This window comes from Pseudomonas sp. WS 5503 (assembly GCF_012985385.1).
Classification (GTDB): Bacteria; Pseudomonadota; Gammaproteobacteria; order Pseudomonadales; family Pseudomonadaceae; genus Aquipseudomonas; species Aquipseudomonas paracarnis.
Genome location: NZ_JAAQWI010000009.1, coordinates 14,264 through 29,175 on the forward strand (window position 1 = coordinate 14,264; position 14,912 = coordinate 29,175).

The window sequence follows — 14,912 nt, forward strand, 5'->3', positions numbered from 1 at the left end:
GTGATTTGGGGGGCCGCCGCCACGCGCCATCCATGGCGCGGGGCGGCTAAACCGGCATCCCTGCCGGTTTACCCCCCAAATCCCTGTCGAATTCCGGCCAGCGTGGTTTAACGGGGCGCCTAAGATCAAGAGCAGATCAAGAGCGGCTCGCTTCGCATCGTGGTTACGGGGCTGCGGCGAACTGCACAGTTGTGTAGATACCTATGCTGCGATGGCGATGGAACATTCACCACCGCTATCGCAGGCAAGCCCACCTTTTTGACCGCGTTCGACATTCCGATCAGATCGGCGTTAACGGCGTCACAGATTCAAGCCTTGGCAGCCATCGCCGTCACTTCCACCCGCATACCTTCTACCGCCAAGGCGGCAACGCCCACTGCTGCCCGCACTGGCCAGGGCTTGGCGAAAAAGCGCTTGTAGACCTCGTTGAACGCAGCACGGTCGGCCATGTCGGTGAGGTAGATGGTCAGGTGCATGACCCGGTCCATGGAACTGCCGGCTTTTTCCAGCGCGACTTTCAGCGCTTGCAGGGTGCACTCGCTTTGCAGGGTGATATCGCCCAGTTCCAGGCTGCCATCGGCATGGGTGGGAATCTGGGTGGAGACCAGGATGCCGTTGAAGCCGATTACGTCGGAGGAGATGGAATCGGCGTCCGGGTCAGGGGTATAGGACAGGTCGTGGTTGGCCATGGGCACCTCGTGTTGGCAGGAACAGAAAGGCGCCATGGTCGGTGAAATTCACTCCAGGGGCAAACCCCGGCTTATATCCAGCGTCGGAACAGCACGCTGGCGTTCACGCCGCCAAAGCCGAAGCCATTGGACAGCGCATATTCAATCGGCATGGGACGCGCCTCATCGCGCACCATGTCCAGGCCGTCGGCGAGGGCGTCCGGGTTTTCCAGGTTGAGTGTCATTGGCGCGATCTGGTCACGCAGGGCAAGCACGGTGAAGACGGCTTCGATGCCCCCCGCAGCACCGAGCAAGTGGCCGGTGGCGGATTTTGTCGAGCTGATCGCCGGGCTACCGCCAGTACCGAATAGCGTCCTGATTGCCGCCAGCTCGCCTTTGTCGCCCACAGGTGTGGAGGTCGCGTGGGCATTCAGGTACTGCACCTGCGACGCCTCGATGCCCGCCTGGCGCAACGCTTGAGTCATTGCCCGGCGCGCACCGTCACCGTCTTCAGGCCCTGCGGTCATGTGATAGGCGTCTGCACTGGTGCCATAGCCCACCAGTTCGGCAATCGGCTGTGCGCCCCGCGCCAGGGCATGCTCCAGTTCTTCAATTACCAGAATGCCGGCGCCTTCGCCCATCACAAAGCCGTCGCGCGCCTGATCGAAGGGGCGCGAAGCGCGCTGCGGCGTGGCATTGAAATCGCTGGACAACGCTCGCGCTGCGGCGAAACCGGCAAGGCTGACGCGATGAATCGCCGCTTCGGCACCGCCGCATACCGCGACGTCGACTTCCCCGGAGCGAATCATTCGCGCTGCGTCGCCGATAGCCTGAACCCCGGCGGCACACGCGGTTACTGGCGCACCCAGAGGGCCTTTCAAGCCATAGTTGATCGACACATGCCCGGCGGCCATGTTGCTCAGAAACGATGGAATGGTGAAGGGCGACAAACGACGCGGGCCCTTGCTGTCGGTGGTGCGCACCGCATCGGCAATGGCCGGGAAACCGCCGACGCCGGAGGCGATGATGGTTGCCGTGCGTTCCTGCTCTTCGGGTGTTCTGGGGGCCCAATTGGCCTGCTTCAGGGCTTCATCCGCCGCCGCCAGGGCAAACAGGATAAAGCGGTCCATCTTGCGCTGTTCCTTGGCTGCCAACAGTCGATCAGGATCAAAACCGGCTTCGGGGTCTTGCAACACACTCTGCACCTGGCCGCCGATGCTGACCGCCAGATCACCGATCAATTCTTGCGGCAAGCGGCGGATGCCCGACTGCCCGTCCAGCAAGCGCTGCCAAGTGGATTCCACGCTCGACCCCAGCGGCGTCAGCGCGCCCATGCCCGTCACGACGATACGTTTACTCATGCTCAATCGACTCCTGTTGCTTGAAGGGTACACAGCGTATGGACGTCACTATCATCATGAAAGTAACATGGCGTCATACAAGTTTGTACTCGCACACAGGAATACTTATGCAGCGCAAATCCCTCATCAGTGCCGAATGCCCCATCGCCCGTAGCCTTGAACGGGTAGGGGAGTGGTGGAGCATGCTGATCATGCGCGACGCCTTGCACGGCTTGCGCCGTTTTGACGAGTTCTCGCGCAGCCTGGGCATCGCGCCCAACATGCTGACGCGCCGCCTTAATGGCTTGGTAGACGCGGGGATGCTGGAGCGCCGCGCCTACAGCGAGCGGCCGCCACGGTACGAATACGTGCCGACGGCCAGAGGCGAAGACTTTCGTATGGTGCTGATGGCGTTGGTGGCGTGGGGCAATCGGCATTACGCCGAGGAGGGCATCAGTGTCGAGGTGGTGGAACGCGAGACGGGCCGGCCGGTGCAGCCGATGATGGCGACGGAGGAAGGTGCGTGGGTGGCGATGGATCAGTGCGTGGTACAGCCCGGCCCGGCCGCCAGCGCAGGGATGCGCCAACGGCTGAGCCGCGAGTGATTGATTACTCTTTTACATCCATGAACTCTTCGGCCCACGCCACATAGCTCTCAGGCAAGGTGTAGGTGTGGGTCAATTCCGTCGCACTGAGGTTCGAGGTGCTGTGGGTCAGCTGGCGCTGGGCACGCAGGCTGTCGTAAGTGGCCTTGATCGCGGCGAAGTAGGCGCCATGCCCGGCCACCACGATGCGTACGCCCAGGCTGGCCAGGCGCTCGCTGTCGTGCAGTTGTGGGTTGCCGTAGGTCACCAGCATCAGCGGAACGCTGAGGTTCTCCGCGATCTGCTCCAGGTGGTCGAAGTCCTTGACGCCGACCATGCAGATGCCGTCAGCGCCGGCCTTTTCATAGGCCTTGGTCCGCGCAATCACGTCGCTGGTGGGCAGCACGCCGGCGTTGGTGCGCGCAATGATCGACAGCGCCGGGTCGACACGCGCCTCCAGCGCGGCCTTGACCTTGCCGATGCCTTCTTCGACGGAAATCAGGTCCGTGGATTTACGCCCGAATTGCGCGGGCAAGAGGGTGTCTTCGATGGTCAGCGCAGCGACGCCGGCGCGTTCCAGCTCTTCGACGGTGCGCATTACATTCAGGGCGTTGCCGTAGCCATGGTCGGCATCGGCGATGAAGGGCAACTGGGCCACACGGCCGATGCGGGTGGCTTGCTCGACGAACTCACTCAGGGTAATCAACGCAAAATCGGGGGCCGCCAGCACCTGCAGGGAGGCGACGGAGCCGCCCAGGATTCCCACTTCAAACCCCAGGTCGGCCGCGATGCGGGCAGACATGGGGTCGAATACGGAGGCGGTTTCAACGCACAGGGGCGTTGCCAGCAGGTCACGGAAGTTACGGCGTAGCGCTGAGTGAGAAATCTTGGGCATGGTCTTTCCTGGCTTTGGTCATCGTCAAGTGACGATCAATGTCTATTCGTGGTGCCGGGAGATTACCACGCAGATGCCCCTGTGATTATGACGTTTGAGCGCGGCGAGGGTTATCGAGCGACTGCACTGTACGACGTACCCAGGTCGCGGGCCCAGCCGTCGAGCACGTCCTTGACGTTGTCGGCGGTCATGACTTGCTTGTCATTGGCCAGGGGTGCGCCGGTGCCTTTACGCACCATGGCCGCCACGACATCGCCGGTCGAACCATCTTCCAATGACAGCTCCGTGGCGATTTCACTGTCTCGATCGCATATGCCTGTGGCGGCGCTCACGCCCGCTGCGACCAGGGTGATCGGCAGCCACTCATAAAACCGCAGCCCCTGTGGGCTGGTGGCGATGCGGGTGATGGCAGGGCGTACTGTGAGGGTGTCAGGGCCAGGTTTTGAGGCCAGGTAAACGTATTTGCCAAGTTCCGAACGCAGTACCAGGTCGTAGTAGCCGGTGACGTGGGAGAGCGTGCTTTGGGGGATCTGGGCGCTGGGTTCAACAGCCGGAAAAAACTGGCTGGGCGCCAGGTAGACCTGCTTGTAGCGGCCGCGCTTCAAGGCCGGGCTGATCCAACTCAGTACGGTCTGGCCCGACGGGCTCTGTTGTTCTTTAAGCAGGCTGTAGTCATGAAGAAAGCCTGTATATCGCTCGGGTTCGACCTTGTTGCTGCTGCAAGCCATCAGGCTCAGGGTGCCCGCCATCAGTAACAGGAGTGAGCATTTACGGGCCATCAATGGGTTGCCTGTTCGTTTGGAGTGTCGTGTGACGATTCGATATGCAACTGGCCATGGGTCATGATCCAGTGGACAAGCTCGGCGATGGGAATGGAGTGGGCGTACTCGACCCAGCGCCCGGCGTCGGGGCTGTAGTGTTCGAAGTAGCGACGCAGCACGATACGGTCCAGGTCCGCGTTCAGCCCCAGGCAGGATTCCTGGAACAGCATCGGGCTGTCCTGAGCCGGGGAAGAGGTGCGCTGGCTCAGTACCAGTGGCCGCGCATCGCCTGCTGCTTGCTCGGTGTACCTGCTGCTCGAAACTTTCATAGGCGTCTTTCGTGAGTGGGAGATGTGCAGAATGCCCGACAGGTTTTGCCCAAAGATGTCCGGGTTGTGTCCGTGGCGAAGGAATGTTGCTCGATTGAAATAAATGACCCCGGCGCCGGAATGGTTTTAGATGTCGTTCTTTTTTTGGCCTGGGAATCTGTGAACGTGAGCAGACTGCTGATCGTCGATGACGACGTGGAAGTGCTGGCATTGCTGAAGAAATTCTTCGTCCAGCACGCCTATGAAGTCGACGTGGCCGCCGACGGCGAGGCCATGTGGGCGGCCATCGCACAACAGCGGCCGGACACGATCATCCTCGACCTCATGTTGCCCGGCGAAGGCGGCCTCAGCCTCTGCCAGAAAGTGCAGGCGCAGGTCGGCATCCCTATCATCATGCTCACGGCCATGGGCGAGCTGAGCGACCGCATTGTTGGCCTGGAATTGGGCGCCGACGACTACCTGACCAAACCCTTCGCCCCGCGCGAATTGCTGGCCCGCCTGCGCGCTGTGCAACGGCGTGCGGGACAGTCGGTCAGTGCGGCCGACGAGCGCTCACGCCCGGTGATTGCCTTCGCCGGTTGGCATCTGGATATCACCTGTCGCGAGCTGCGTTCGCCGGAGGGCGTCATGATCCCGTTGTCCGGTGGCGAGTTCGACCTGCTGGTAGTGTTTCTCGAACACCCCCAGCGCATTCTCACCCGCGACCAGTTGATCGACCTGACCCACGGCCAGGGCCACGACGCCTTCGACCGCAGCATCGACGTGCAGGTCAGCCGGCTGCGGCGCAAGATCGAGCCCGATTGCAAGCGCCCGGACCTGATCCGCACCGTGCGCAACGGCGGCTATCTGTTCACTGCCCCGGTGACCCGCGCATGATTCGCCGCCTGCTGCGCCGCGACACCCTGAATCGGCGGATCGCCCTGACCATTCTCGCCGCGATGCTCGCCTCACTGGCCCTCAATGCCTTGTTCGTGCAGGTGGCCGGGGTGTGGGCGCGTCCGCCCATCGACCGCACGGGGTTGCTGGAGCAAATGGCCGCGACGTTGAAAGTGATCGAGGCGGCGCCTGCGCCGTTGCGCTCGCATCTGGCTGCAGCGGCCAGCGATGCGCGGTTGCAGGTGACGTGGCATACCGACCCCGTGGATTTCGGCCTGCCCAGCGGCGGCAACGTGCTACAGGCGGGCGAAGTCCCTGGGATACAGGCGTTGTTTGGCACGGGGCGCATCATTCAGGTGTACAGCCCGGACGATTGGCCGCGTGGCAGCCCCGACGCGCATTATGTCGCGCTGGTGCAGTTACTTGATGGCAGCTGGTTGTCCTTCATCCCACCCGAACGCAGTTGGGGCCTGAGCGCACCCACGCGGATTGCGGTGATCATCATCCTGGGGTTGATCGCCACCTTGCTGGTCGCCTGGGTGGCCACCCGGCAATTGGCCAAGCCGTTGCAGCGTTTCGCCAGTGCCGCCAGACGCTTCGGCGGCGATCTGCGCGCACCGCCCATCGACATCGAAGGCCCCGACGAAATACGCCAGGCCACTATCGCCTTCAACACCATGCAGGCGCAGATCCAGCACTTCATCGGCGAACGCACCCAGATGCTGGCAGCCATTTCCCATGACTTGCGCGCGCCTTTGACGCGGATACGCCTGCGCTGTGAGTTCATGGAGGATCTGGACCATCAGCACAAGCTGATTCGCGATGTCGAGGAAATGCAGTCGATGATCAACGCCGCGCTGGCGTTTTTCCGCGACGATACGGTACTGGAGCACAGCACGGCATTCGATTTGTCTGAACTGCTGCAAACCATCATCGACGACTATCGCGACCAGCAGCTGGCGGTCGACTTCCGGGGGCCGCCCCATCTGGTCTATCACGGCCGGCCATTGGCGCTTAAACGGGTGGTGGTCAACCTGCTGGAAAATGCCGCCAAGTACGCCCGGCACCCCAGCATTGCTCTGAGTGTTGACGATCAGCGGGTACGCATCGAGGTCAGCGACGAGGGCCCGGGGATTCCCGAAGCGGACCTGGAGCGTGTGTTCGACCCGTTCTTTCGTCTCGAGACCTCACGCAACCGCAATACCGGTGGGGTAGGGCTTGGGCTCTCGGCAGCGCGGGCCATTGTGCGCGAGCAGGGCGGTGAGCTGAGCCTGAGCAATCGACGTGGGTCGGGGTTGGTGGCTCGGGTTGAATTGCCGCGCTAGCGTGATGCGATATGCGCATTATTAACGAATTAGGTTATGCGTTATCAGTATTTTACATCTCGCCTTCAACACCACGAAAATAGCCCGGACACCCAAAAAACTGTGGCGAGGGAGCTTGCTCCCGCTGGGGCGCGAAGCGGCCCTGCTCTTTGTCAGGAGCAGGGGGCCGCTACGCAGCCCAGCGGGAGCAAGCTCAATCGCCACAGATAAAAGCTTTTTAAAACCGAGACCGTGCGTGCGGATCGATTTGAATGCCCCACAAGGCATCTGGAGACGAACGTGCGTTACCTCAAAACCCTGGCGGCCGGGTTGGCCGCCTCTTTGCTGTGCCTGACGGCGCAGGCCCAAACCCTGGTGGTCGGCGACCAGAGCTACAACGCGCAGGCCGTGATGGAAGCGGCGGGGGTGCTCGATGACCTGCCTTACACGCTGGACTGGAAGCAGTTCACGGCCGGGTCGCCGGTGGCCGAAGCGCTCAACGTCGGCAGCCTGGACCTGGGCCTGCTCGGGGATGCCCCGGTGTTGTTCCTGGGCGCCTTGGGTGCACCGATCAAGGTGATTGCCGTCAGCCGGCAAAATCTCGACGGCGTAGCCATCCTGGTAAAAAAAGACTCGTCGATCCACAGCCTGGCCGATCTGGCAGGCAAGCGCGCTGCGATCTGGAAAGGTTCCTGGAGCCAGCAACTGTTGCTGACCGCACTGGACAAGGCCGGGGTTGCGCGGGATTCGCTGCAATGGCGCTACCTCAGCGCCCTGGATGCCTCCCACGCGCTGGAAGGCGGTGCAGTTGACGTGATCGCCACCTGGGAACCCTACGTCACGCAACAGGAACGCCAAGGTGCGCGGGTGCTGGCAACCGCTGAAGACTTGATCCCGGCCCAGAGTTTCATTGCCGCCAACGCCAGTGCTGTCGAGGCCAAGCGTGAACCCATCAGCGACTTCCTCCAGCGCCTGAAAAAAGCCCGCGACTGGGCCCGCCAAAGCCCGGCCAACGCCAACGCGTATGCCGATGCCTGGGCCAAGCGCACCCGCGCTGATGCCGACATCGCTCGCGTCTGGTTTGCCCGCGCACGCACCACCGTCGAGCCGCTGACGCCTCAGGCGCCCATCGAGGCGCAAAAGACCGTGGACTTTTTTGCCGGCCTGGGCCTGGTCAAGTCTTACTCGGCCGCCACGTTGTTCGACCCTTCATTTGCAGCCGCCTTGCAGCCCGCCGTCGCCACCACCCAGCCCTGACCGCTTGAAGGACTACTGCGCAATGACTAAAAGACAGCTCAAACTGGGCGCCCTGACCATGGGCTGCGGTGGGCCGGGCCGCCATAACCTGTGGCTTGATCCGCAGTTGCCGGCCGATGCCAGCGTCAACGTCGATTGGTACATCGAGATAGCGCGCCAGGCCGAGGCGGCGCTGTTCGACCTGATGTTCATCGTCGACAGCCAGTTCATCACCGAGGGCTCGCCTTCCCATTACCTCAATCGCCTGGAGCCGCTGACCTTGCTGTCGGCACTGGCCATGAGCACGCGGCATATCGGCCTGGTCGGTACGCTGACCACCTCGTATAACTCGCCCTATAACGTCGCCCGGCGCCTCGCCTCCCTGGACCTGATCAGCAAAGGCCGCGCCGGCTGGAACGTGGTGACCAGTGGCGATGCCGGTACCGCCGGCAATTACAGCCGCGACGAACATTACGACTATGCCACCCGCTACGGGCGTGCCGCCGAACACGTTCAGGTGGTGCAGGGGCTGTGGAACTCTTACGAAGACGATGCGTTTGTGCGCAACCGTGCCACTGGGCAGTTTCTCGACCCGAGCAAGCTGCACAGCCTGAATCACCAGGGCGAACACTTCTCGGTGGTAGGCCCGCTGAATATCCAGCGCTCGCCCCAAGGCCAGCCGGTGATTTTCCAGGCCGGCGACTCGGAGCAAGGCCGCGACCTGGGCGCCGCCACCGCCGATGTGATCTTCACCCACGCGGCCAGTATCGAGCAGGGCCAGGCGTTTTACCGGGATATCAAGGGCAGGGCGGCACAACGGGGGCGCGATCCGGAACAGGTACTGATCATGCCCGGTGCGGAAATTTATGTGGGCGACACCGATGCCCATGCCCGGGAAATCGAGCAGCACTATCATCAGATCGACCACAGTTTTGCGCTGGCACTCAAGGAGTTCGGGCGCAATTTTGGCTGGCATGATTTCAGCCAATACGACCTGGATGCGCCGTTCCCGCAAGAGAGCCTGGAGGCCGCGCGCAGCAGTTTTTTCACCGCTGCCAAACGCATCGCCGACCAGGCGCGGGAGCAGGGCTTCAGCCTGCGCCAGGCCGTCGAATTTGGCCGGCAATTGCGCCCAGGCGCGTTCGTGGGCAGCGCCGTCACGGTGGCGCAGAAAATGGCGGATTGGTTCGAGGCACGGGCGGTGGACGGGTTCAATATCTACATCGGGCACCCTGGGCAATTTGATCGCTTTACTCAGGAGGTAATCCCTTTGCTGCAAGAGCGCGGTGTTTATCGCACGGCCTACGAGGGCTCGACCTTGCGCGAAAGCCTGGGCTTGGCGATTCCGAGGTTCCAGCGCACCCCCTCACCCTAAGGGGTGATTTCGATGACTTTGCGGGTGTGGGACTATCACTTCAGTCCCCGGCGCCAGTGTCCTGGTGTCGCACCCAACCGTTATGACGGCGAGTCTTCGAAGTGGATAATGATCGACTGTCTTCAGCCCAGTGGTTCGAACAGATAGCCAGGGTGACCGAGAGCATCGGGCACGCGGGGTTTGCCGCCACGTTGTTCGATGCCCTGGGGTGTATCCGCCCCATTCAGGCCACGACCTTGTACCTGTACCCCCACGACGGCATGCCCAGCGCATTGTTCGAACTGGACGGGCCATGGCTGCCCCAGGGCAATGTGCGCCAGTACCTCTCCGGTTTTTACTTGCTCGACCCGTTCTACGGCGCCTGCGTGGAGGGCGCCACTTCCGGCTGCTACGACCTCGCCGATGTGGCCCCCGACCACTTTGAGCACAGCGAGTACTACCAGTCGTTTTACCGGCATTCGCACTTGGAGGATGAGCTCAACTACATCCTGCAGGCGAGCAACGGCTTGAGCCTGGCGGTGTCGCTGGCCTTTACGCAGAAGCTCGACGCGACCACCACAGAGCAATTCAAGCGCATAGCACCTTGGGTACTGGCGGTGCTGGGCAAGCACTTCGTCGGCCTGGAGACTCAGGGCGCGCGTTTCGAAAGCCTGTTGGAACAGCGTATTCACTCGGCACTCAACAACTTCGGATCCTCGCTGCTCACCGAACGCGAATGCCGGATCACCCAGCTGATCCTGCGCGGCCACTCCACACGTTCGCTGGCCGAGCGCCTCGGGGTCTCCGAAGACACCATCAAGTCCCACCGCAAGCACATCTACAGCAAGCTCGACATCGGCACGCAATCGGAACTGTTTTCCCTGTTTATCGACTCGTTGGCCGAGGCCCAGGGCGGGCTGAGCAAAGACCCCCTCGAACGCTACATGAGCAAAGGCCGTTGACCGGCTGCATGACTACCCACAACAAGAGAAAAAGCCATGAACCTACCCTTTGAACGGCAACGCCAGACCCAGGACTACCAAGCCTCGGACGCGGCCCACCATATCCATGCCTTTGTGGATCAAAAGGCGCTGAATGCCGAAGGCCCGCGCGTAATGGTCCGCGGTGAGGGCCTGTACCTGTGGGACAGCGAGGGTAAGCGTTACCTGGACGGGATGTCGGGCCTGTGGTGTACGCAGCTGGGTTATGGCCGCAAGGACCTGACCGCTGCGGCGGCTGCGCAGATGGATCAGCTGGCGTACTACAACATGTTCTTTCACACCACTCATCCGGCGGTGATCGAGCTGTCCGAGTTGCTGTTCAGCCTGTTGCCAGGGCACTACAGCCATGTGATCTACACCAACTCCGGTTCCGAAGCCAATGAGGTGCTGATCCGCACCGTACGCCGCTACTGGCAAGTGCTCGGCAAGCCGCAGAAGAAGATCATGATCGGTCGCTGGAACGGCTATCACGGCTCCACCCTGGCGGCGTCTGCCCTGGGCGGCATGAAATTCATGCATGAAATGGGCGGCTTGATCCCGGACGTCGCGCACATTGACGAGCCTTATTGGTACGCCCAGGGCGGTGACTTGACTCCGGCCGAGTTCGGGCGGCGCTGCGCCCTGCAACTGGAAGAAAAGATTCTGGAGTTGGGCGCGCAAAACGTCGCCGGTTTTATCGCTGAACCTTTCCAGGGCGCCGGCGGCATGATTTTTCCGCCAGAAAGCTACTGGCCGGAGATCCAGCGTATCTGTCGCCAATACGATGTGCTGCTGTGCGCTGATGAAGTGATTGGCGGTTTCGGTCGTACAGGTGAGTGGTTTGCCCATCAGTATTTCGGCTTCGAACCCGACACGTTGTCGATCGCCAAGGGCCTGACCTCAGGTTACCTGCCCATGGGCGGTTTGGTATTGAGCAAGCGCATGGCCGAAGCCCTGGTAGAGCGGGGCGGGGTGTTTGCTCATGGACTGACGTATTCCGGGCACCCGGTTGCGGCGGCGGTGGCCCTGGCCAACCTCAAGGCCTTGCGTGACGAAGGGATCGTGCGCAAGGTAAAGGACGACACCGGGCCGTATTTGCACAAGCTCCTGCACGAAGTCTTTGGCAACCACCCGCTGATCGGCGAGATCCAGGGCACCGGCCTGCTGGCAGCCTTGCAGTTTGTCGAGGACAAAGGCACGCGCAAACGCTTTGCCAATGAAAACGACCTGGCCTGGCAATGCCGCACTTTTGGCTTTGAAGAAGGCGTGATCATTCGCTCGACCCTGGGCCGCATGATCATGGCGCCGGCCCTGGTAGCCAGCCGCGTGGAGCTCGATGAACTGGTCGACAAGACCCGCATTGCGGTGGACCGCACCGCACGGATCGCGGGAAAACTGTGAAGGGCTGAGCCCCCGCATGCCGCTTCGGTTGAACAGGGTGGGCGGCCCATAGCGGCCTGCCCACCGCTCCCAATGGATGACTCATCAAAGGTGTCGATTTGATCGAACGCCGCGGCGCCCTGCATTCCACTTTCCAGGAGTCAGCAATGAATACAATAACAAACGTAGCCGATACTCCCGTCCATCAAACCCCAACCCAACCAACCTCATCGCGCCGCTTTCGACAACCCCTGGGCCTTGTCGGGCTTGTACTGTTCGGGCTGGCGTATATGGTGCCGCTGGCGGTGTTCACCACCTACGGTCTGGTGACCCAAATGACCAAGGGGCACCTGCCCACCGCCTACCTGTTGACCCTGGCTGCCATGCTGCTGACGGCCTACAGCTATGGGTGCATGGTCAAGGCGCACCCGTATTCGGGCTCGGTCTACACCTATACGCGCAAGGCGTTTGGCGCCTCCTTCGGCTTTATCGCCGGCTGGACCTTGCTGCTGGACTACATCTTCCTGCCGCTGCTCAGCTATTTGCTGATCGGCATCTACTTGTCCGAATACTTTCCTACCGTGCCCACCGCGGTATGGGTATTGGGCTCCATTGCCCTGGTGACGGCGCTGAATCTGGTGGGTATCGAGTCGATTACCCGGGTCAATTGGGTGCTGATCGTGGCCCAACTGGTGTTCATCGTGGTGTTCGTGGGGTCGTCGATCCACAACCTCAGCGGGCAAGCCGAGCCGGTGTCGCTGCTCAAGCCGTTTCACCATGAAGGCTTCAGTGTGCCGCTGATCATGACCGGCGCGGCGGTGCTGTGCTTGTCGTTCCTGGGGTTTGATGCCGTGTCGACCATGGCTGAGGAGACACCTGACCCGCGTCGTACCATTCCGCAGGCGATCATGGCGGTGTCGCTGATCGGTGGGTTGCTGTTTTTGGTGGTGTCGTATTGCGCCCAGATGGTCTTCCCGGAATGGAATAGTTTTGCCGATCCCGACTCGGCTTCGGTCGATGTGATGCGCCGGGTCGGCGGCGAGCTACTGGTGAGTGCGTTTACCGCCACCTATGTGGCGGGCTGTTTCGCCTCCGCGATGGTCTCCCAGGCCAGCGTGTCCCGCGTGCTGTTCGCAATGGGCCGCGACGGCGCGTTGCCCAGGGTATTCGGCAAGCTGGTGACGAAAAAACGCGTGCCGGCCAACGCGATCATGCTGGTCAGCCTGTTTTCGCTGATTGCCCTGTTCATCAGCCTGGACACCGTGGCCAACATGATCAGCTTTGGCGCGCTGTTCGCGTTTTCGGCGGTGAACCTGGCCGTGATCAAACATTACTTGGGCGACCAGAAGCTGCGCGGTACACGCAACTATCTGCTGTACGCCGCACTGCCGGGCCTGGGGTTTCTCAGCACGCTGTGGTTGTGGACGAGCCTGTCCGGCCTGTCGTTCACCATCGGCCTGTGCTGGATGGCCCTGGGGCTGGTGTGTTTGTTCTGCGTCACGCGTGGGTTCCGGGTACGCATGCCGGAACTGCAAATGGCCGAATGAACAGGCCCCACCTCGGTTCATCCGTAGGAGCGAGCTTGCTCGCGAAAAACGTCAACGATAACGCGTTCTTCCTGGATGAACGCGGCGCCCTTGAGTTTTTCGCGAGCAAGCTCGCTCCTACAAAAGCCTTACGGCCCAATTCAGGAGTACAGCATGTCCAACCTCGATTATTGGCAGCAACGCGCTGCCCGCCAAACCTTCATCAGCACCGCCCTGATCGACGGCCAGCCCGTAGGTGCACTCTCCGGGGCGACCTTCGACACCATCAACCCGGCGACCAACCGCTTGCTTGCGCAGGTCGCCGCCTGCGGTGCAGCGGAGGTCGACCTGGCAGTACGCTCCGCACGCCGCGCCTTTGACAACGGCCCCTGGCGGCGCATGCCTCCAGGCGAACGCAAAAAAGTCCTGATCAAACTCGCCGACCTGTTGATGACCCACCGCGAAGAACTCGCACTGCTGGACTCCCTGAACATGGGCAAGCCGGTAATGGACGCCTATAACGTCGACGTACCCGGCGCGGCCCATGTTTTCGCCTGGTACGGTGAGGCCCTGGACAAGCTCTACGATCAGGTCGCGCCGACTGCCCACAACGCGTTGGCGACCATTACCCGCGAAGCATTGGGCGTGATTGCAGCGGTGGTGCCGTGGAACTTCCCGCTGGACATGGCCGCCTGGAAATTGGCACCCGCCTTGGCGGCAGGCAATAGCGTGGTACTCAAGCCCGCTGAGCAATCGCCGTTTTCCGCCCTGCGCCTGGCCCAACTGGCGCTCGAGGCGGGCGTCCCCGAGGGCGTGCTGAACGTGGTGCCAGGCATGGGCGATGGCGCCGGCAAGGCACTGGGGTTGCACCCGGACGTCGATTGCCTGGTATTTACCGGTTCGACCCAAGTGGGCAAGTACTTCATGCAGTACTCCGCGCAGTCCAACCTCAAGCAGGTGTGGCTGGAGTGTGGTGGCAAGAGCCCGAACCTGGTGTTTGCAGACTGTCAGGACCTGGACCTGGCGGCGGAGAAGGCGGCCTTCGGGATATTCTTCAACCAGGGCGAGGTGTGTTCGGCCAATTCGCGCCTCTACGTGCAACGCTGCATCCACGACGAGTTCATCGAGCGCCTGATCGATAAATCCCACGCCTGGATGCCCGGCAACCCACTGAACCCTGCCAGCGCCGCCGGTGCAATTGTCGACAGCGGGCAAACCGCACGCATCATGCAGGCCATCGGCCGGGCGCACGCAGACGGTGCCGCGCTGTTGACCGGTGGCCAACAGTTGAACATCGAGGGTTGTTCAAACTTCATCCAGCCGACGATATTCGCCAACGTCACCGCTGACATGCGCCTGTCCCGTGAGGAGGTGTTTGGCCCCGTGCTGGCGGTGAGTGCCTTCGATACCGAAGAACAGGCGATACAGCAAGCCAACGACAGCGTCTACGGCCTGGCGGCATCGGTGTGGAGTGATGACCTGAACCGTGCGCATCGCGTGGCGCGTGCCCTGAATGCCGGTACCGTGTCGGTCAACACCATTGACGCCCTGGACGTGACCGTGCCGTTTGGCGGCGGCAAACAGTCGGGGTTCGGGCGCGATTTGTCGCTGCATTCGTTTGATAAGTACACCCAGTTGAAAACCACCTGGTTCCAATTGCGTTAACTGCCCCGTTTCGC

14 protein-coding genes are annotated in these 14,912 nt (G+C 61.9%); 9 read left to right on the forward strand and 5 right to left on the reverse strand.

Annotated elements, in window-relative coordinates; genetic code table 11:
• Window positions 1-308: 308 nt before the first annotated feature.
• Window positions 309-689: a RidA family protein gene (locus tag HBO10_RS21750; RefSeq protein ID WP_014718423.1), complete on the reverse strand. Its 381-nt coding sequence runs from the start codon at window positions 687-689 to the stop codon at window positions 309-311.
• Between the two features lie 71 nt (window positions 690-760).
• A complete protein-coding gene (fabF, locus tag HBO10_RS21755; protein WP_034127410.1) occupies window positions 761-2,029 on the reverse strand; it encodes a beta-ketoacyl-ACP synthase II in 1,269 nt (422 codons plus the stop codon).
• Window positions 2,030-2,136: 107 nt separating this feature from the next.
• On the opposite strand from fabF, the gene HBO10_RS21760 reads away from it, so the two are divergent.
• The gene (locus HBO10_RS21760; protein ID WP_034127411.1) at window positions 2,137-2,613 is read left to right on the forward strand and encodes a helix-turn-helix domain-containing protein; all 477 of its coding nucleotides are present in this window, start codon (window positions 2,137-2,139) and stop codon (window positions 2,611-2,613) included.
• Between the two features lie 4 nt (window positions 2,614-2,617).
• On the opposite strand, the gene HBO10_RS21765 is transcribed toward HBO10_RS21760, so the two are convergent.
• The 3 genes from HBO10_RS21765 to HBO10_RS21775 form a co-directional block, all read right to left on the reverse strand.
• Entirely contained in the window at window positions 2,618-3,487 is an 870-nt protein-coding gene (locus tag HBO10_RS21765) for an oxaloacetate decarboxylase (RefSeq protein ID WP_014718426.1), read from the reverse strand.
• 110 nt (window positions 3,488-3,597) lie between these two features.
• On the reverse strand, window positions 3,598-4,266 hold the full coding sequence (locus HBO10_RS21770) for a DUF3313 domain-containing protein (RefSeq protein WP_034127412.1): 669 nt from the start codon (window positions 4,264-4,266) through the stop codon (window positions 3,598-3,600).
• Window positions 4,266-4,577 carry a hypothetical protein gene (locus HBO10_RS21775; protein ID WP_034127413.1) on the reverse strand — a complete coding sequence of 104 codons (312 nt, stop codon included), beginning with the start codon at window positions 4,575-4,577 and terminating at the stop codon, window positions 4,266-4,268. Before HBO10_RS21775 ends, HBO10_RS21770 begins: the two co-directional genes overlap by 1 nt.
• 120 nt (window positions 4,578-4,697) lie before the next feature.
• Between HBO10_RS21775 and HBO10_RS21780 the strand changes: the two genes are divergently transcribed.
• From HBO10_RS21780 to HBO10_RS21815, 8 genes are all read left to right on the forward strand, one after another.
• On the forward strand, window positions 4,698-5,453 hold the full coding sequence (locus tag HBO10_RS21780; RefSeq protein WP_052199962.1) for a response regulator: 756 nt from the start codon (window positions 4,698-4,700) through the stop codon (window positions 5,451-5,453).
• Window positions 5,450-6,778 carry an ATP-binding protein gene (locus tag HBO10_RS21785; RefSeq protein WP_034127414.1) on the forward strand — a complete coding sequence of 443 codons (1,329 nt, stop codon included), beginning with the start codon at window positions 5,450-5,452 and terminating at the stop codon, window positions 6,776-6,778. Before HBO10_RS21780 ends, HBO10_RS21785 begins: the two co-directional genes overlap by 4 nt.
• A 279-nt stretch (window positions 6,779-7,057) precedes the next feature.
• Complete coding sequence (locus HBO10_RS21790) at window positions 7,058-8,014, forward strand: ABC transporter substrate-binding protein (protein WP_034127415.1); 957 nt, start codon at window positions 7,058-7,060, stop codon at window positions 8,012-8,014.
• 22 nt (window positions 8,015-8,036) lie between these two features.
• Window positions 8,037-9,368 carry an LLM class flavin-dependent oxidoreductase gene (locus HBO10_RS21795; protein ID WP_034127416.1) on the forward strand — a complete coding sequence of 444 codons (1,332 nt, stop codon included), beginning with the start codon at window positions 8,037-8,039 and terminating at the stop codon, window positions 9,366-9,368.
• A gap of 101 nt (window positions 9,369-9,469) precedes the next feature.
• Window positions 9,470-10,309: a helix-turn-helix transcriptional regulator gene (locus HBO10_RS21800; RefSeq protein ID WP_034127417.1), complete on the forward strand. Its 840-nt coding sequence runs from the start codon at window positions 9,470-9,472 to the stop codon at window positions 10,307-10,309.
• 36 nt (window positions 10,310-10,345) lie between these two features.
• A complete protein-coding gene (locus HBO10_RS21805; protein WP_034127418.1) occupies window positions 10,346-11,728 on the forward strand; it encodes an aspartate aminotransferase family protein in 1,383 nt (460 codons plus the stop codon).
• 146 nt (window positions 11,729-11,874) lie between these two features.
• Entirely contained in the window at window positions 11,875-13,254 is a 1,380-nt protein-coding gene (locus HBO10_RS21810) for an APC family permease (RefSeq protein ID WP_169922107.1), read from the forward strand.
• A 153-nt stretch (window positions 13,255-13,407) separates the two neighbouring features.
• Window positions 13,408-14,898: an aldehyde dehydrogenase gene (locus HBO10_RS21815; RefSeq protein ID WP_034127420.1), complete on the forward strand. Its 1,491-nt coding sequence runs from the start codon at window positions 13,408-13,410 to the stop codon at window positions 14,896-14,898.
• Window positions 14,899-14,912 lie beyond the last annotated feature (14 nt).